This window comes from Mesorhizobium sp. M1312, from assembly GCF_040318115.1.
GTDB lineage: Bacteria > Pseudomonadota > Alphaproteobacteria > Rhizobiales > Rhizobiaceae > Mesorhizobium.
Map to the genome: position 1 here is coordinate 1 of NZ_JAMYLQ010000055.1, position 18674 is coordinate 18674.

Consider the following 18674-nt stretch of genomic DNA (forward strand, 5'->3'; position numbering starts at 1 on the left):
AGCCATCGCATCAAGAAATGCGCCTGGAATGACGACTACCTCATCAATGCCATCACTCATATGCGATAGCCCTGCCCGCAAGGGGAGAAGGGAAAGCCCCGCCTGCGACACCACCACTCGATTGCCCCAAAAGCGTCGCCGGTTTATGTAAAGCCGCATGAGTGACCTGACTTCACGCCTCAGCGGCTGGATGGATTTCACCAACCCGACGCGGTTTGTCTGGTTGGCCGACAAGGTGGTGCCGTGGCTGGCGACCATCGCCGCACTCATCTTGGCCGCCGGGCTCTATATGAGCTTCGCTGCGCCGGAGGATTTCCAGCAAGGCATCACCGTGCGCATCATGTATATCCATGTGCCCTTCGCCTGGCTGGCCATGATGTGTTTCACGCTGATGGCGGTGTTCGCGTTGGGCACGCTGGTATGGCGCCATCCGCTGGCCGATGTCGCGCTGAAATCGGCGGCACCCATCGGCGCCGTCTTTACAGCACTCGCGCTGATCACCGGCTCGATCTGGGGCAAGCCGATGTGGGGCACCTGGTGGGTGTGGGACGCGCGGCTGACCTCGGTGTTCGTGCTGTTTCTGATGTATCTCGGCATCATTGCGCTGACGCGGGCACTCGACGATGCGGCGCGCGCCGCCTGGGCCGCCGCAATCATCACCCTGGTCGGCTTCATAAACATCCCGATCATCAAGTTCTCGGTCGACTGGTGGAACACGCTGCATCAGCCGGCTTCGGTGTTCCGCATGGGTGGCTCGACCATTGACCCCTCTATGCTGAGGCCGCTGCTGGTGATGGCGCTCGGCTTCACCGTGCTGTTCTTCGCGCTCCACTTGATGACGATGCGCACGGAAATCCGACGTCGCCGGGTCATTTCCATGCGCCGTGTCGCGGCGAGGCAGGCCGATAAGCTCCATTAGTGGGGCACCTGCTCGGCCGTCATTGGCCCCTCATTCTATTTCGCCCAACAGCCTCACATATCCTGTCGTCAACATTATTTGTGACGGACCGAAGCAGGGATGTTGCAATGTTGCAACAAAGATTTCTAGAAGGTGGACCCTGGTCTCATTTTCACTTGTTGACAGCTAAGCCTTGCACCAAGAAGTGATGCATTATGTTTGTCTGTCAATATTCGTGGGGGTGGATTTGTCGACGAATGTGCGTCTGCTTGCTGGTGTCTCCGCAACGGCCCTGATGCTCGGCTGGAATTCGGCCAATGCCGCCGACGCGGCGGTCGAAGTTCTGGTGGCCCAGGATCTCTGGTATGTTACAATGTTTGGTGGCGCCAGCTTCCCGAATCGCGTGAAAACACATGCCGATTATTACAACAACGACTTTTCGATGGACTTCGACACCGGCTTCGTGATCGGCGGCGTCGTCGGTAGGCGGATCAACGATGTGTTTCGGGTCGAAGGCGAACTGTCCTATGCCCGCTACAAGGCGAATTCGTATCAGGAGGGTGTGAGTGCCTGGTTTCCGGCTGACGGCGATTTGTCCGCTACCTATCTGCTCGCCAATGTCTGGGCCGACGTTGCTCATTTTGGGGATGCCAAGCTCTACATCGGCGGCGGCATCGGCGCCGCCTATGTGACCGCCGACACAACTTGGGATGGTCACCTTTATGGATACGGATCTGGTGGGTGGGGTTTCGCCGGCCAGTTGGGAGCCGGTGTCACCTACGCGCTGGCGCAGAATATCGACCTCGATTTCGGCTACAGGTTCAAGGCCGTCTCCGGCGTCGACTTCGATTCCTCGCGCGAAGGCGATGCTGTATTCTCGAACGGCAAGTTGAATTCCCACAATCTGCAGCTTGGCGTTACATTCAAATTCTGATTGGTCACGCTGATTGCCGTGATATCCGGCGATTGGGGGTGAAGCATGCCACTCTTGCCACGCCGGCAGCCTGTCGGTCTAACGGCCATGGTCCAGGATTTTCTCCCGACCGCTGGCGAGTCGGCGCTGGAGACGTTGCAGCGCGGCATCGACCTGCAGCGTCGCAAGCGCTTTCGCGAAGCCGAGTTCTGCTACCAGACGGTGCTTCGCCGGCAGCCGAAAAACGCCATGGCGCTCAATCTGATGGGCACGCTGGCGATCGAGGCCCAGCAAAACGAGACGGCCATCGACTTTATGAAGAGCGCGGTCAAGCTCGAACCGGGCAACGCCATTTTCCGCAACAATCTCGGCAATGCCTACAATCTGATCGGCAACATCGAGCAGGCGCGCAAACAGCTGAGAAAAGCGATCGAGCTCGACGGCCGGCTGGTCGAGGCATTGTGCAATCTCGGCAAATCCTACCGGAGCCAACTCGAGGGCGACGTCGCCGAGGGTTTCTATCGCCGTGCGCTGGCTGTCGACAGCCAATCGCTGACGGCGCTGATCGGTATGGGCGACCTGCTCACCGACATGGGTCGGCAAGCGGAGGCGGTCGAATGCTTTGGCCGCGCCATCGCCATCGACAAGGCGAATGTCGAAGCCCTGTCCGGGCTGGCGCTCGCGCGTCGGGCCGTCAAGGGCGATCCAGCTCTGGCTTTGGTGCAGGCCCGCCTCGAACTGCCGATGACCACCGATCGCGAGCGGGTTATCCTGCATCACGCCGCCGGAAAAATCTTCAACGACCAGCACGAGTATGGCCTGGCCATCCGCCATTTCGCCAGGGCCAAGGCAATCTCCGGCAATGATTTCGACATTGCCCTGCACACGCGGCTCTATGACAGCATCATCGAGCCTTTCGACGCCGGCTTTTTCGAAGCGCGGCCAAAGTTCGGCAATCCGTCCGAACGTCCGGTCTTCATCGTCGGTATGCCCCGTTCAGGAACGACGCTGACCGAGCAAATATGCGCCAGCCATCACGATATCTATGGCGCCGGCGAGCTGCCGACCATCCGTTCATTGGCCGGCGAACTTGGATTCGACCAGCCTGATCCGGCGATTTTCGCCAAGGCCATGGCGACGCTCACGCCGGCGAAGGCGAGGGAACTCGGCTCGAAATATCTCGACCATCTCAACAAGCGCAACGGCAAGGCGGCGCGTGTAGTCGACAAGATGCCGCATAATTTCGAGCTGCTGGTTTTCATCAGCCTCATTTTGCCAAATGCCCGCATCGTCCACTGCCGGCGTGACCCGATGGACAATTGCACGTCCTGTTTCATGCACAATTTCTCCGATGCCCACGGCTACAATGCCGATCTGACCAAGCTTGGGCAGTACTACCGGCAATATGATCGCTTGATGCGTCATTGGGCTAAGGTCGCTCCGCTGGCCATCCATGACATGCCCTACGAAGAAACCGTGGCTGATTTCGAAACCCGCGCTCGTGGATTGATCGGATTTCTCGGCGTGGAATGGGACGATGCCTGTCTGCGTTTCCACGAAACCGAGCGCACGGTGCGCACGCCAAGCCGCTGGCAGGTGCGCCAGCCGATCTATTCGTCCTCGGTCGAGCGTTGGAAACTGTACGGCGATGCCCTCGATCCGCTGAGGGCTGCGCTGGGTCCGCTTGTCCAACCCTGATCCAAACGGTCGTTCGGTCCGAACGAGGTTGAGCTCACCCCATGCGGCCACGCGCCGCCACCGGCAGCGTCTCCAGCACCCGTTCTCCGGCGATCAGGTGGACCTCGTCGAACAGATTGGTGACGACGCAGCAATGGTCGGGCACAATGCGTACGCACTCGCCGATCCGCAGCCTGGCGTGGCCGGAAAGCGTGACGTTGCCGTGCTCTTCGCTGAGGCCGGTGACGGTGGCGCCCGGAACGCCCAGCAATTCGCCGAAATCGGGCAGCCCCAGCGTGTCGCTGGACAGGGCCTTGCTGCCGGCATCGAGGATGGCCCGTGTCGGCGTTGGATGGCTGACCACCGTCGACAGCACCGTCAGCGCGCAATCGTCGAGGCTGCCGACGCCTTTGGCGACTTGGTAGCGGTCGAGATAGATGTAGGTGCCGGGGCGGTACTCGGTGACGACGGAAGCCTCGCTTGAGCGCCACATATCCGGTGTGCCGCCGCTGGAGATGCGTTCGCAGGCAAAGCCGGATTCGGCGAGCGCCTGGCGCGCGCCGGCGAGCCAGGTCTCGGCCTCGGTAGCGCGGCCTGCCGCCGGATAGGTCATCAGCCCGCCGAAGGCGAGCCCCTTGACCTTGTCGATTGCTCTGGCCAATGCGACCGCCTCGCTGGCCGACTGGACGCCGCAGCGGCCCATGCCGGTATCGCATTCCACCAGCACCTGTAGCGGCTGGCCTGGATCGGTGAAGGTGGCGGCGAGACCCGCAAGCGTTTCCATGCTGTCTGATGTCACCGACAGCGTCACGCGGCCGTGCAGCTCCTTGAGGCGCTCCAGCTTGGCCTTGCCCAGAATGTTGTAAGGGAGAAAGATGTCGGTGAGGCCGGCATCGGCCATCACCTCGGCTTCACCGATCTTCTGGCAGGTGATGCCGACCGCACCCGCTGCGATCTGCTTCTTTGCCCAGTAAGGCAGTTTGTGGGTCTTGATGTGCGGCCTGAGCTTCAGCCCATGGCGGTCGGCATGGGCCTGCGCCCGCGCGATGTTGGCTTCGGCGCGGTCGACATCGATCAGGATCGCCGGCGTATCGAGGTCGTCTATGCTGCGCATGGAATGACACCATCAGGAAAACTGGTTGCCGTTATGACCTTGATCGGACCGGATGTCATGAGGCCAGCACGCGGTTTACGTCGACACCGGATTGGTGTTCGGCTATGCGCTGTAGGCGCCGCCTGAAGAAGGATCACGACCATGAAACGTTCCACCGTCAACGATATCATCCGCGATGCCGACACCTTCATCCGTTCGTTCGGCTATATCATGCCGCCCTTCGCCTATTGGTCGCCGGAAGAGATGAAGACGCACCGGCAGGATTCGTCGGCCATCTTCTCCTCCCGGCTCGGCTGGGACATCACCGACTACGGCCAGGGCAAGTTCAACGATCTCGGCCTCTTCCTGTTCACCGTCCGCAACGGTCGCTACGAGGACATGAAGAAGGGCATGGGCATGCTCTATGCCGAAAAGATCATGATCTCGCGCAAGGATCAGCTGTCGCCAATGCATCGCCACAACATCAAGGCCGAAGACATCATCAACCGTGGTGGCGGCAAGCTGGTGCTGGAACTGTTCATGCACGATCGCGATGGCGGCATCGATCCGAAGGCCGAGGTATCGGTGCCTGTCGACGGAACCATCCACAGGCTGCCGGCGGGCGGTCTCCTGAAGCTCGACCCAGGCCAGAGCGTCACGCTTTTGCCGGGCGTCTGGCATGCCTTCTGGGCCGAGGGCAAGGATGTGCTGATCGGCGAGGTGTCGACCGTCAATGACGATCTCACCGACAATGTCTTCCGCGAGCCGATCGGCCGCTTCGCCGACATCGACGAGGATGTCGCGCCGCTGCACCTCTTGGTGTCCGACTACGAGAAGTGGGCGGGTTAAGGCAGCCTTTCGGTCCTGCGATCATGCTTGTCGGCTCTGCGGTTGCCCAGCAGTAGCTTTCGCTCGAGATGGGCTCGCAGGTCGCCGTAATACGCCGTCAGGAACGGGCGGGCGTCATGCGCCTGCGGCATTGAGCCGATCTTGCGTCCGATCGTTTCCGCTACCGTCCGCAGCGCGAAATAGTCGTCGCGGCGAAGCACTTCCTCCAGCTTGTGCAATTCGGCGATGCCATAGGCATCGAGCTGGGCGTGGCTGAACTGAAAAGTCTTGGCGACCGGATCCTGTCTTGCCGACAGATCCTCCATCAGCGTGCGCTTCGGCGCTTCGACGACCCAGGTTCCCGCCAGGAGGTCGCCAATCCGCAGCCGGTCGCGATTGAAAAGCGGGAACAGAGCGAACAGAAGCGCCCAAACCAGTCCGAAGACTGTCGTCAGCGTATCGGCGACGCCCATCCCACTCCGTCCGGCGATAATCGACAGCGGCAGAAAGACTTCGATCTCGCGCATCAGATTGCGGGCGATGACCTGATCGACCGACAGGCCGGCTCCGTTGCGTGACGCCACCCTGATGCCGACGATCCGCTTGCCGGGCGTCGACGCGCGCCGGCCCGCCTCGAAGGCGATGAAATAGACGTTGCGCAGAAAAAAGATCGCGATGATCCAGACGATGAAAAGCGGTTGCATTTTATCGGTGCCGAAGCCTGTTACCCCGAACAGCGCGACAATCGTGACGGCGATTGCCGCCGTGGTGATAAACACGACATCGAGCAGGAAAGCGGCAGCCCGTGTGCCGGCGTCGGCCAGCTTTATCTGGAGATCGACACCTTCAGGCGTGATCAGCGAGCGCATTGTCGCCAGCGCGGAGCGTCTAGCGGTCGCCATTCCGCACCACCTGGAACAGGTAGAAATAGCCGACCCACAGTACGAGCATGCCGCCGCCAATGGCATAGCGCGTGACATCGCTGGTGATCGTCTGCCTGCCGATGCCCTCGAGCAGCCCGGCAAACAGCAGCATGACCGAAACGCCGACCATTGCGGTCGCCGCGACGCGTCCCGCATGGGCCGCTGCCGTCATGCGGGTCAACTCGCCGGGAAAGGCGATGCGCGTGCCGATGCGCATGCCGGCAGCGCCGGCCAGTGCGATGGCGAACAATTCGGTGGTGCCGTGAATGGCCAGCCAGCCGCCAAGTTCCATGCCAAGCCCCTTTGCCCAATAGACTTGGAACAGCGCACCCAGCATGCAGCCGTTGAACAGCATCAGCAGCACCGTCGGCGCGGCGAACGCAAATCCAAGGGCGAAAGCCAGGATTGCGACCTGGACGTTGTGGGTGAAAAGATAAGCGGCAAAGCCTGAGAGAAAGCCATTGTCGCCATCATAAAGCATCCTGCGCAGTAGCTCGGCCGAAGCGTCGGGGCCGCGGCCGGCGGCCAGGCCCGACGGGATGATTGCGTCGAACCAGCCCTTGTCGGACGCTACCAGCCAGGCGCCGGCGCCGATGCCGACAAACATCAGCGCCACCGACACCAGCGTCTCGCGCCACAAATCGCCGATGGCACCGGGCCAGTCGTGCAGGAAGAAGTCGGCGATGCGCTGCCGCAGCCCGCGGCGTGCCCCGTAGAGATAGAAGTAACCTCGCAGCGACAGGGATTCGAGATAGGCGATCAGCGCGCTGTCGAGGGAGGTCGCTCTCGCCACCGAAAGGGAAGACAATGCCGATCGGTAGAGCAGCGGCAGCGACAGCAGCTCCTCTTCCGACAGCGTACGCGGCGCGCGTTTCTCGACGCGGGCGAGAAGCGCCTCGAACGCCTTCCACTCGGCCTCGCGCTCCCGACGAAAGCTGGCCAGCGACTGGCGTACGGCGCGTCCAGCATCGCCGGATACTGGCGCAGTCACAGCAAATCCTCCCGCTTGAACTGCAGGTAGCGCTCGACCAGCGCCGGCCCCAATCTTTGATGGTCCGCTTCGATCACATGCGCGCCAAGCAGCCGCAACCGGCCGATGACGACCTGCCTTTCGCGCAAAAGCCCGCCGGCGACGACGGCGCGGGCCACATCCTCGCCCGACAAAGGCGGCATATCGGTCAAGCTCTCCACCTCGACATCCCTCGTCATCATGAACAGCACCAGATGCCGCTCGGTGAGCCGGCCGACGGTGCGCAGCATCAATTCCGCGCTGATCGGATCGACGAAGTCGGTGAAGATGATCACCAGCGCGCGCCGGTCGAGCCGCGCCGCAAGCGTGGTCAGCGCCAGGGTGAAATTGGTCTCCTCGTTGGAATAGTCGATCTCCGCCGCCCGCTTCTGGATCATTGCGAAACTGGCCGAGCCGCGCACCGCGCCGCTCGCGACGCGCGGCCGCCCATCGAAGCTGAACAGGCTGACCATGTCGCCGCCTTTGAGCGCAATGAACGCCGACAGCAGGGCAGCCGCCACCGCTCGGTCCACCTTCGGCACTCCGTCGACCGGCTCGCACATCAAGCGTCCGCTGTCGATGGCCAGCACGATATTGTTGTTCTCCTCGATGCGGAACTCGCGCGCCAGAAGCCTGCCGTGGCGGGCGCTGCGCTTCCAGTCGATCATCCGCCGGCCCATGCCGGGCTGGTAGTCCTTGAGCGCCTCGAACTCCCGGCCCTGTCCGGCCCGGCGCTGGGCGTGCCCCTCGGGCAGGGCGTCGCGCTGCAGCAGCGTGATCGCTTGGTCGCGGGCGCTGCGGACGTCGGGCAACACCGCCACCTTGTTTTCCATCGGCAGGACGACCTGGTTCCAAACCAGTCCGAACGGCCCGCGCCAGCGCACCCACAGACGATCGAAGCTGGCGATGCCGCGCCGCAGCGCCTGAAACCTAAGGTCGAGCGATCCGCCGTCGCTGGTGGGGCCCAGGGGTCCGCCGGTCTCGCCCATCGGCGCCAAGCGCCCATCATGACCGACACGCGCCTCCAGGCTCCGCGGCCGGCCTGAAAAACGGGCGGCGACGTGGACGGTGAACTGCCCGCCGACGCCGACCTGCGGCGGCGCGTGGAGGCTGGCGGTCAGCGATGCTCGCCCGCGTCCCGCCGCCGCGTCCACCGCCAAGAAGGCGAGCAGCACGCAGATCCACAGCAGACCAAGATACCACAATGACGGCAGCACCAGCGCGATCAGGAAGGCCGGCACCGCGCCCGCCGCCGCCGTCCACACCGCTCGGCCGCTCGGATAGATCAACGTGGCGCTTCCGTCTGGTCGACCAGGTCGGAGACGATCTGCTCGACCAGGCGGCCATCGATCTGCGCGGCCGGCGACAGGATGACGCGATGACGCAGCGCCGGCACCGCCAGCGCCTTGACATCGTCAGGGATTACATAGGCGCGCCCGTCCAGCGCCGCCCGCGCTCGTGCCGCCCTGGCCAGCATGGCGCCCGCGCGTGGACTGGCACCAACCTCCAAATCGGCGGTGTTGCGCGTGGCGCGCACCAGCGAAGCGATATAACCGACGACGTCGTCGACAAGTGTGACGGAGCCGACGGTGGCGAGCGCGTTCTCCAGGGTCTTGCGGTCCGCCTGGGCTTTGATGCCGTATTGCGCAATGTCGTGCGACGCAGAGCCGCCGCCGTGATGGATGATGATGGCCCGTTCCTCCTCGGGGCCGGGATAGCTGACCCGGTGCTTGAACAGGAAGCGGTCGAGTTGCGCCTCGGGCAGGGGATAAACACCCTGATGCTCGATCGGGTTCTGGGTCGCGACCACCATGAAGTTACGGCCCAGCGAATGCGTGGTGCCGTCGAAGGTGACCGCATGCTCCTGCATCGCCTCCAGAAGTGCTGCCTGTGTTTTGGGCGGCGTGCGGTTGATCTCGTCGGCAAGCAAAAGGTCGCAGAAGATCGGTCCGCGTGTCAGCGTGAACTGTCCGGTCTGGAAATTGTAGATGTTCGATCCGACGATATCGCCAGGCATCAGGTCCGGCGTGAACTGGATACGTCCGTAGGCGACACCCAGGGCCTGGGCGAAGCAACGCGCGGTCATTGTCTTGGCCGTGCCCGGAGGACCTTCCAGCAGGATATGCCCGCCGGCGAACAAGGCGGTCAGCATCAGGTCGACCGTGTCGTGCTGTCCGGTGATCGCCTTGGCCACTTCTTCCCTGATCCGTGTCGCCAGGGCCTTCACATCATCGACGTTCACCGAGCCTCCTTGCCGTCCAATCGTGCAGCCGCTCCGCTGCCTCGTGCATTTGCGTCAGATTTTTCGCCTCGCTGGCGGCTTGCGCCCGCGCGGTGAAACCGTCGACCTCGTCCTTGTCGCGGGAATCGAGCCAGTGGTCGAGCGCTTCTCCTTGCAATCCCTGCGGTGCTCCCAGCAAAGCGCCGGCGCGCACACGCGCCAGGGCCGCGTAACGGCCTCCCAGTTCCTCGAGCCGCCCGGCGCGCCGCAACAGCATCGCCGTCGTATCCACCAGCGCGCGCTTGCCAAAGGCAATGGCGCGCAATTCGGCGCGCGGCGGGCCGAAACGGCCGAGGCCGTGCAGGAAAGCCAGCGCCGCCGCAGCCAGGATCGTCAGCGTCAGCGCCAGAAATGGCGGTTCGACCAAGAGCTTGGCAAGGTCATATTTTCGCCCCGCGCCATGCAGCGTGAGATCGAACATGACTGGGCCCTTTTCGGGTTGCAGCAATGCAATTAAGTCGAGCGCGGCGGCCGCCTTGTCGGAATCTCCTAGCGCGGCGTTATTGATCAGGTCGGGGTCGGTCAGGATATAAAAAGGCTTGTCATCCAGTTCGGTGAGCACAGCCTTGTCGTTGCCGGCTGCTATGATTGGATGCTCGTCCGCCACCCACTGCAATTCATCGGGGGCGGCAACGAGCCGGCCTTCGACGTCGAGTCGCTGCATCGTGCTTTGGCCGACGCCGATCTTTGCATTGGCGATCCGGCCGAGCCATTGGTTCACCACGGAATCGGGCAATCGCCCGAATTTCATGTTCCATCCTTCGTGCTCCTCCAGCGGCAGGGTCTGCCATTTGGGGAGGACGAAGAGGGTAACCTGGTCCTGCCGAAGTTCGAGAATGTGGTCGAGCGCCGCGCGATCGCTCTCGGGCGAAATGATGACGATCAGCAACATGTCTGCACCAAGCTCCTGATCGGTCCGCGCCATGGAAGACGGGTTGCCGGTCAGTCGCATCCATTCCGCAAGGCCCGCATAGCCGACGCCGCTTTTCGACAGCGGCGTCGCGCCGCCGTTGCCGGGTTGGCGGAAGTCGGGAGCATAGGTGGACAGCAGGAAGAAACCCGCCGCCGCAAGCAGGCTGGCGAAAATACCCCAGAATAGCGTTCTTCGATTGAACGGTTCCTGTGCCGCTGGTTCAATCGTCGTCGCGCTCATGTCCAGGCATCCCGGAAGACGAAACGCTCATAGGCGCCGCGTGCTTCCCGCCAGCCTTCGGCGCCGACCGGTCGGCGTGCGAACAATGCGGCTTCGACGATGCGTGCGATCTCGGTAAAGGCGCTACGCGCCCGCGCCGGGATGGTGGGGGCGGCGGCGATGTCGCGCGCCGTGAGCGACGGCCGCAGGAAATCCGGCAGCCGGCCGGCAATATCGGCGACACTGCGGCGAAGCAGGAGATGAACCGCTTCGTCATAGTCGCCTCGTGCGGCAAGCGCGTCGGCTTCCGACAGCAGGATATGCGCGGCACCGGCGTCGGGACGCCACGCTTCCGCCGCCTCGGTTTCGCGCCGCGCGCGCTGCCAGGGCAGGCGCCAGGCGATACCTTTCATCTCGAGAAAGACCAGGAGCAGGATGATCGCGGCACCTGATATCACCGCCCCCCAGAACAGATAGATCATGTAGGGGCCGAGCGACGACAACGCGTCAAGCAGCGGCTTCAGCCAGTCGGGTGGCTGGGGCGGCACATAGGCCGGCAGGTCGAACTGGATCGACTTATCCGAGATCAACTGCTCATGCGCTTTTGCCAGCCATTCGGCTTCCGCTATGCCTGGCTGTGCCACTGCCAACCCGCTCCCCTGCAACCTCTGGTTCCCCAGCCGACACTGGCAATGCACAACGGCAATTGCAAGTGGACTAGACGCCGACCCCCAATGTTGGCACATTTAATGCGGGGATCACCAGCCGATATGCGGTGATTAAGCGGGGACGCATCATGGTTTCAACGACATTGGAACGGCCGGACAAGTTTCGCATCGGCAGGGTTTTCAGCAACAGTTTTGCGGTTATCGGCCGCAATCCAGGTCTGTTGGTCGCAGTCGCGGCTCTTTTTTCCGCCCTTCCGGCACTGGTGCTTAACCTCTGGAATTACAGCAATTTTGCCAACCTCGATATCGCCAATCCCGGAAGCATGGCGGTTGCCGATCCCTCGGCGATGCTACGCAACTCGTTAATATCGATGGCTTTTGGCTTGATATTTCTAGTTATGGCTTTGTTGTTTCAATCGTCACTGGTGAGGGCGACGATAGAAGACTTGAACGGCAAGCGCCCGGCAATCGGTGACTGCATTCAAATAGCTTTGCGCTGCATATTCCCGACGCTCGGGATTGGCTTGGTAGTTTTTTTCGCCATATTCCTGGGGGTTATTGCGATGTTTGTCGCTGGGCTGATTATCCCGATCTTCGGGACGATCATAGCGTTCGTGGTATTGCTCGTTCCCGGTATTAGGTTGTTGCTTGGTATATCGGTTTCCGTGCCCGTCTTGATCCAAGAGCGGCTTGGGGTGTTCGGCTCGATGTCGCGGAGTCGCGCTCTGACGAAGGGCAACCGTTGGTCACTATTCGGTCTTCTGCTGATTCTGTTCTTGGTGACGATTGCCCTCCAGATGGCATTCGCTTTGGTGTTTGGATTGGCTTTCGCCCTTACCGGCAGCCTCTCGACCGTTGGCCTGATTGTCGGCGCGATTGGAAGCGCGCTCGTTTCGACAGTCGTGTCTACTTTGATGTCGGTTGCCATCGCGGTCAGCTATGTCGAACTCCGTCAGGTCAAGGAAGGCACCAGCGTCGACGAACTGGCGGAGATTTTCTCATAGCGGGTTCTGTCGCCTTAATCGCATTGGGATCGGCCTGGACTGGATAGGTCATGTCATGGCTTCAATGGTGCTGGAAGGTAGAGTTTTCAACGACAGCTTTGCGGTCATCGGCCGAAATTCCGTTCTTTGCCTCGGGTTGCGGTGTTGCTTTCGGGTTTGCCTACCCTGGTCTTCCTGCTTTGGATGCAGGCGCCGGGAGGCTGGCATCACCCCGGGTGATCCTGACGGTGCCACCGTCGGTCGCTCCAGCACGTTGCCTCGTGAGTCTGTGATTACGCTTGGCGTCTGGTTGATGTCCTTTGTCTTGGATTTGTTGCTTCAGTCAGCGCTTGTCCGTGCAACCATCGAGGATTTGAACGGTAAGCAGCCATCCGTTGGCGACTGCTTCAAGATAGCGGCCGGCTGTTTCTGCCAACTCTCGGGATCGGGCTGCTGACCGTCTTGGGCGCAGGGCTGGGCTTGATCCTGCTCGTCGTTCCCGAATTATATTGTGGCTCCGCTGTCGGTCGCGGTGCCGGTTCTGGTACAGGAGCGGCTCGGCGTGTTCGGCTCGATGGCGCGCAGTAGCGATCTGACCAAGGGAAGCCGCTGGGCCCTGTTCGGCCTGTTCCTTGTCATGATCGTCGCCGTGATTGCCATCGAGTTGGCGCTCAGCACGGCAACCGCCCTGTTTGGAGACGGGTAGTGGGTGCTGTGATGGACGCATTGGTGACGAGTGTAACATCAATGATAATGTCGATCGCCACCGCTGTCAGCTATGTCGAGCTGCGACAGGTTAAGGAAGGCACCAGCGTCGACGAACTGGCAGACATATTCTCTTGACGCGCGAGGTCACCCGCCTACCACATCATGAAGGAAGCGACGTCCGCGTCAGAGATCTTGGCTGCCATCACGTCGGCGATTGCCTGATCGACGATGGCCGCGCCCTCGGCCACCTCGCCTCGGTCAGCGTCAGCGGCGGCATGAATTCGAGCACATTGGCCTTCAGCCCGACATAGGTGAAGGCCGCACCCAAGTTCGTAGCCGCGATAGATGATGTTGGCCGTCGTGGTCGCCGCGACCGGCTCACGTGTGTTGCGATCGGGATGTTGCTGAGAGCGGCGGCGGTAGCGAAGATAGCGCCGGCGGGGTTGTAGCGCCGGCGGGCAGCATTCCCCCGTGGCAGGGGTGACAGCGGCAGACAAATACCGTATACTCACATAAAGATGTCTTTATGTCACTTAAACGCGGCTGTCGCCTTAAGGATTGAATGTGTCGCAAAACCCTTCATCGCTGGACGACTTGTTCGGCCCGGTCGCGGCTAAGCCCGACGGCTCGGAAGTGCTTGCGGCGCTGACGGCGGCGGCGCGCGAACGCATCCTCATCCTCGACGGCGCCATGGGCACGCAGATCCAGGGCCTGGGTTTCGACGAAGACAATTTCCGTGGCGACAAATTCGCGGATTGCGCCTGCCATCAGCAGGGCAACAACGACCTGCTAATCCTGACGCAGCCCAAAGCGATCGAGGAGATTCACTATCAATACGCCATCGCCGGGGCGGATATCCTTGAAACCAACACTTTCTCCTCGACCGCCATCGCCCAGGCTGACTACGGCATGGAGGACGCGGTCTACGCGCTGAACCGCGATGGTGCGCGGCTGGTGCGCCGGGCAGCGGTGAGGGCTGAGCAGGAGGACGGCAAGCGCCGCTTCGTCGCCGGTGCGCTGGGGCCGACCAACCGCACCGCCTCGATGTCGCCGGATGTCAACAATCCCGGCTACCGCGCCGTGACGTTCGACGAACTGCGCCTTGCCTATGGCGAGCAGCTGCGCGGTCTCATCGACGGCGGCGCCGACATCATCCTGATCGAGACCATTTTTGATACGCTGAACGCCAAGGCGGCGATCTTCGCAGCAGAAGAGATCTTCATCGAGAAGGACGTGCGTCTGCCGGTCATGATCTCAGGCACGATCACCGACCTGTCCGGCCGCACGCTGTCCGGCCAGACGCCGACGGCCTTCTGGCATTCGGTTCGTCACGCCAACCCGTTCACGATAGGCCTCAATTGCGCGCTTGGCGCCAAAGCCATGCGCGCGCACCTGGACGAAATTTCCGGCGTCGCCGGCACCTTTGTCTGTGCTTATCCGAATGCCGGCCTGCCCAATGAATTCGGCCAGTATGACGAGAGCCCGGAATTCATGGCCGCGCAGATCGAGGATTTCGCGCGCGACGGATTGGTCAATATCGTCGGCGGCTGCTGCGGCTCGACGCCGGACCACATCCGCGCCATCGCAGCGGCGGTGAAGAAATATCCGCCGCGCGCTGTTCCCGTCATCGAGCCGAAGATGCGCCTGTCGGGGCTCGAGCCGTTCACGCTGACCGAGGAGATTCCGTTCGTCAATATCGGCGAGCGCACCAATGTCACCGGCTCGGCGAAATTCAGGAAGCTGATCACGGCGGGCGACTATGCCGCCGCGCTCGACGTCGCCCGCGATCAGGTCGCCAATGGCGCCCAGATCATCGACATCAACATGGACGAAGGCCTGATCGATTCGCAGAGGGCGATGGTCTGTTATCTCAACCTGATCGCCGCCGAGCCTGATATCGCCCGCGTTCCCGTGATGATCGACAGTTCCAAACGGGAGATCATCGAAGCCGGCCTGAAATGCGTCCAAGGCAAGCCGCTGGTCAACTCCATTTCCATGAAGGAAGGCGAGGAGGCTTTTCTGCACCATGCGAAGCTCGTCCGCGCGTATGGCGCGGCGGTCGTCGTCATGGCCTTCGACGAGGACGGCCAAGCCGACACGCAGGCGCGCAAGGTCGAAATCTGCACCCGCGCCTACAAGCTTTTGACCGAGCAGGCGGGATTTCCGCCCGAGGACATCGTTTTCGATCCGAACATCTTTGCCATCGCCACCGGCATCGACGAGCACAACAATTACGGCGTCGACTTCATCGAGGCAGCCAGGCAGATCACCGCGACGCTTCCCCATGTCCACATATCGGGCGGCGTGTCGAACCTCTCCTTCTCGTTTCGCGGCAACGAGCCGGTGCGCGAGGCCATGCATGCCGTGTTTCTCTACCATGCCATCCAGGCGGGCATGGATATGGGTATCGTCAATGCCGGACAGCTTGCCGTCTACGACACCATCGATCCGGAGCTGCGCGAAGCCTGCGAGGATGTCGTCAACAACCGTCAGCCGAAGGGCGGCGGCACGGCGACCGAACGCATGCTGGAACTCGCCGAACGCTTCAAGGGCACGGCGGGCAAGGAGGCGCAGGAACGCGATCTCGCCTGGCGCGACTGGCCGGTCGAGCAGCGCATTTCGCACGCACTGGTCAACGGCATTACCGAATTCATCGATCAGGACACGGACGAAGCGCGACTTGCCGCCGAGCGCCCACTGCATGTCATCGAAGGTCCGCTGATGGCCGGCATGAATATAGTCGGCGACCTGTTCGGCGCGGGGAAAATGTTCCTGCCGCAAGTGGTGAAATCCGCCCGCGTCATGAAGCAGGCCGTGGCCGGGCTGCTGCCGCATATGGAGGCGGAGAAGCTGGCGAACGCCGCCAATGGCATCGACACCGGCGAGCGCCAGACCGCCGGAAAGATCCTGATGGCGACAGTGAAGGGTGATGTCCACGACATCGGCAAGAACATCGTCGGCGTGGTTCTGGCCTGCAACAATTACGAGATCATCGACCTCGGCGTCATGGTGCCGGCGGCGAAGATCCTGCAGACGGCGCGCGAGCTAAAGGTCGACATCATCGGCCTATCCGGCCTGATCACGCCCTCGCTCGACGAGATGGCGCATATGGCCGCCGAGATGGAGCGCGAAGGTTTTGACATTCCGCTTCTGATCGGCGGTGCGACGACCAGCCGTGTGCACACGGCGGTAAAAATCCATCCGCGCTATGCCAGGGGCCAGACGGTCTACGTCACCGATGCCAGCCGCGCGGTCGGCGTGGTGTCGGCGCTGCTGTCGAACGAGACCAAGGGCGGCTATGTCGACAACGTCCGTGCGGAATACAAGAAGGTTGCCGATGCGCATGCGCGCAGCGAAGCCGACAAGCAGCGCCTGCCGCTCGCCAAGGCGCGGGCCAACGCCCACCGGATCGACTGGTCGGCCTACGAGCCGCCAAAACCGTCCTTCCTCGGCCTGAAAATCTTCGAAGGCTGGGACCTGGCCGAGCTCGCGCGCTATATCGACTGGACGCCGTTCTTCCAGACCTGGGAGTTGAAGGGACGATATCCCAAAATCCTCGATGACGAGGCGCAAGGGTCGGCAGCGCGGCAATTGTTCGAAGACGCGCAGGCGATGCTGAAGAAGATCATCGCGGAAAAATGGTTCGCGCCGAAGGGCGTCATCGGCTTCTGGCCGGCCAACGCCGTCGGCGACGATATCAGATTGTTCACTAGCGATAAGCGATCGCAGGAACTGGCGACCTTCTTCACGCTGCGCCAGCAGCTGACCAAGCGCGACGGCAAGGCGAACGTCGCCCTCTCGGATTTCGTCGCGCCTTTGGACAGCGGCAGGGCCGACTATCTCGGCGGCTTCATCGTCACCGCCGGCATCGAGGAAGCGGTGATCGCCGAGCGCTTCGAGCGGGCGAACGACGATTACTCGTCGATCATGGTCAAGGCGCTGGCCGACCGTTTCGCCGAAGCCTTCGCCGAGCGCATGCACGAGAAGGTGCGTAAGGAGTTCTGGGCCTATGCGCCCGATGAGGCTCTGGCGCCGGACGAGCTGATCGGCGAACCCTATCGCGGCATCCGCCCGGCACCCGGCTATCCGGCGCAGCCCGATCACACCGAGAAAGCGACGCTGTTTCGCCTGCTCGACGGCGAGCGCAATGCCGGCGTCAGCCTGACCGAAAGTTTCGCGATGTGGCCGGGCTCCTCGGTGTCCGGCATCTACCTGTCGCATCCCGAAAGCTATTATTTCGGCGTGGCCAAGGTCGAACGCGACCAGGTCGAGGACTACGCGCGCCGCAAGAGCATGCCGCTCGCCGAGGTCGAGCGCTGGCTCGGCCCGATCCTCAACTATGTGCCGCCGCAGGGGCTCGACGCAGCCGCGTGAAATCGCGCCGCGAGGCTGACAGGGCGAGAAGCCGGCACCTCCATGACAGCAGCCTTGTCCTGATTGCGCGCTCGTTCTGCACGGACACGTAATTGGCACCTCCACCTCGGCCAGGGTGGCGAGCCTGGCCTGCAGCGGTGGTGCACCGGCCCGCCCACCTCGGATTGACGCGCGACCCTTTAGCTGCAAAGTATATTAACGTTCTGTTTACCAAATATTAGTCTCGGCAGGGGGGGCAATTTGGAACCGTTTCTGGGTGCGAACCGCCTTAATTGGGATGATCGGGCCGAGCTGCATTCGACCGACACAACGGGCAGCTACCACATAGAAAATGTGCTGGCTGGCGGATCCAATCTCTATGAGCTGGAAACGCGCGAGGTCGGTGATGTCATCGGCAAGGATATCGTCCATCTGCAATGTCATATCGGGCTTGACACAATCAGCTTGAAGAATCTGGGTGCGGGCAGCGTGACCGGCCTCGACTTTTCACCGACGGCGATCGCAGCGGCGCGGGATTTCGCTGCGAAGGCAGGCACTGATGTGCGCTTCGTTGAGGCGCCGCTGTTCGAGGCAGTCGAGGCGCTCGGCCGAACCTTTGACATCGCTTACGTTACCTGGGGTTCGGTAAATTGGCTGGACGACGTGTTCCGCTGGGCGCGGGTGGTTGCCGATCTCCTGCGGCCCGGCGGCCGGCTCTATCTGGCCGAGGGCCATCCGTTGATGTTCCAGTGTGACCGCAAGGCTGCGGTGCTGGAGTTCAAGCACGACTGGCGAACGCCAATAGCTCGACCACTCGCATGGAACGAGGAACTTACCTATACCGGTGACGAGCGCATCTTGAAACATCCGCGCTACTATGAGTGGATTCATCCGGTCAGTGACGTGGTGAACGCGCTGATTTCAGCTGGGCTGACGCTCGATTTTCTCAATGAGCATGACACGGTTTCGTGGCAGCACTTTTCATTTGCCGTGAGGGCCGGCAAGGATATGTACGGCTTGCCAGAGAACTCTCCCAAGATTCCAATGGCCTATTCCATTGGCGCGACGAAGCGTAGCGTCGGCAAGATACCATACCTTGTTACCCCCAAGGCGATTGAGGGCCACTAGGCCGTGTGGACAGTTACCGCAACCATAGGACAATAGCCGCGAGAGTGACAACGGCGCGGTAATTGCGGGCGGTTTTCTCG

At 62.0% G+C, this 18674-nt stretch carries 16 protein-coding genes; 8 read left to right on the top strand and 8 right to left on the bottom strand.

The window, feature by feature from the left end:
• The first annotated feature begins 157 nt into the window (after window positions 1-157).
• The 3 genes from NKH36_RS33205 (at window position 158) to NKH36_RS33215 (ending at window position 3509) form a co-directional block, all read left to right on the top strand.
• Window positions 158-919: a heme ABC transporter permease gene (locus tag NKH36_RS33205; protein WP_352966021.1), complete on the top strand. Its 762-nt coding sequence runs from the start codon at window positions 158-160 to the stop codon at window positions 917-919.
• A 226-nt stretch (window positions 920-1145) separates the two neighbouring features.
• Window positions 1146-1832, top strand: a complete 687-nt coding sequence (locus tag NKH36_RS33210; RefSeq protein ID WP_352966022.1) for an outer membrane protein — start codon at window positions 1146-1148, stop codon at window positions 1830-1832.
• Window positions 1833-1877: 45 nt separating this feature from the next.
• Window positions 1878-3509, top strand: a complete 1632-nt coding sequence (locus NKH36_RS33215; protein ID WP_352966023.1) for a tetratricopeptide repeat-containing sulfotransferase family protein — start codon at window positions 1878-1880, stop codon at window positions 3507-3509.
• 34 nt (window positions 3510-3543) lie between these two features.
• Here NKH36_RS33215 and NKH36_RS33220 read toward each other — a convergent pair whose 3' ends face one another.
• Window positions 3544-4602: a D-TA family PLP-dependent enzyme gene (locus tag NKH36_RS33220; protein WP_352966025.1), complete on the bottom strand. Its 1059-nt coding sequence runs from the start codon at window positions 4600-4602 to the stop codon at window positions 3544-3546.
• A 141-nt stretch (window positions 4603-4743) separates the two neighbouring features.
• On the opposite strand from NKH36_RS33220, the gene NKH36_RS33225 reads away from it, so the two are divergent.
• Entirely contained in the window at window positions 4744-5430 is a 687-nt protein-coding gene (locus NKH36_RS33225; protein WP_352966026.1) for a D-lyxose/D-mannose family sugar isomerase, read from the top strand.
• Here the strand turns inward: NKH36_RS33225 and NKH36_RS33230 are convergent.
• The 6 genes from NKH36_RS33230 to NKH36_RS33255 form a co-directional block, all read right to left on the bottom strand.
• Window positions 5427-6311, bottom strand: a complete 885-nt coding sequence (locus tag NKH36_RS33230) for an RDD family protein (protein WP_352966027.1) — start codon at window positions 6309-6311, stop codon at window positions 5427-5429. The genes NKH36_RS33225 and NKH36_RS33230 overlap by 4 nt on opposite strands.
• Window positions 6298-7323, bottom strand: a complete 1026-nt coding sequence (locus tag NKH36_RS33235) for a stage II sporulation protein M (protein ID WP_352966028.1) — start codon at window positions 7321-7323, stop codon at window positions 6298-6300. Before NKH36_RS33235 ends, NKH36_RS33230 begins: the two co-directional genes overlap by 14 nt.
• The gene (locus NKH36_RS33240; RefSeq protein WP_352966029.1) at window positions 7320-8582 is read right to left on the bottom strand and encodes a DUF58 domain-containing protein; all 1263 of its coding nucleotides are present in this window, start codon (window positions 8580-8582) and stop codon (window positions 7320-7322) included. Before NKH36_RS33240 ends, NKH36_RS33235 begins: the two co-directional genes overlap by 4 nt.
• 44 nt (window positions 8583-8626) lie before the next feature.
• Window positions 8627-9583 (bottom strand): AAA family ATPase, encoded by a 957-nt coding sequence (locus tag NKH36_RS33245; protein ID WP_352966030.1) that lies wholly within the window; start codon window positions 9581-9583, stop codon window positions 8627-8629.
• Window positions 9570-10514 carry a DUF4350 domain-containing protein gene (locus NKH36_RS33250; RefSeq protein ID WP_352966031.1) on the bottom strand — a complete coding sequence of 315 codons (945 nt, stop codon included), beginning with the start codon at window positions 10512-10514 and terminating at the stop codon, window positions 9570-9572. Before NKH36_RS33250 ends, NKH36_RS33245 begins: the two co-directional genes overlap by 14 nt.
• A 257-nt stretch (window positions 10515-10771) precedes the next feature.
• Window positions 10772-11398, bottom strand: coding sequence for a DUF4129 domain-containing protein (locus NKH36_RS33255; protein ID WP_352966038.1), 627 nt, complete (start codon window positions 11396-11398; stop codon window positions 10772-10774).
• A 152-nt stretch (window positions 11399-11550) separates the two neighbouring features.
• On the opposite strand from NKH36_RS33255, the gene NKH36_RS33260 reads away from it, so the two are divergent.
• Together NKH36_RS33260 and NKH36_RS33265 are read left to right on the top strand one after the other, a co-directional pair.
• Window positions 11551-12426: a DUF7847 domain-containing protein gene (locus NKH36_RS33260; protein WP_352966032.1), complete on the top strand. Its 876-nt coding sequence runs from the start codon at window positions 11551-11553 to the stop codon at window positions 12424-12426.
• A gap of 490 nt (window positions 12427-12916) precedes the next feature.
• A complete protein-coding gene (locus NKH36_RS33265; protein ID WP_352966033.1) occupies window positions 12917-13111 on the top strand; it encodes a hypothetical protein in 195 nt (64 codons plus the stop codon).
• A 204-nt stretch (window positions 13112-13315) separates the two neighbouring features.
• Here NKH36_RS33265 and NKH36_RS33270 read toward each other — a convergent pair whose 3' ends face one another.
• A complete protein-coding gene (locus NKH36_RS33270) occupies window positions 13316-13441 on the bottom strand; it encodes a hypothetical protein (RefSeq protein WP_352966035.1) in 126 nt (41 codons plus the stop codon).
• Between the two features lie 236 nt (window positions 13442-13677).
• Here NKH36_RS33270 and metH point away from each other — a divergent pair, with 236 nt between their 5' ends.
• Together metH and NKH36_RS33280 are read left to right on the top strand one after the other, a co-directional pair.
• Window positions 13678-17487 (top strand): methionine synthase, encoded by a 3810-nt coding sequence (gene metH / locus NKH36_RS33275; RefSeq protein ID WP_352966036.1) that lies wholly within the window; start codon window positions 13678-13680, stop codon window positions 17485-17487.
• 240 nt (window positions 17488-17727) lie between these two features.
• Window positions 17728-18594: a class I SAM-dependent methyltransferase gene (locus NKH36_RS33280; RefSeq protein WP_352966037.1), complete on the top strand. Its 867-nt coding sequence runs from the start codon at window positions 17728-17730 to the stop codon at window positions 18592-18594.
• Window positions 18595-18674 lie beyond the last annotated feature (80 nt).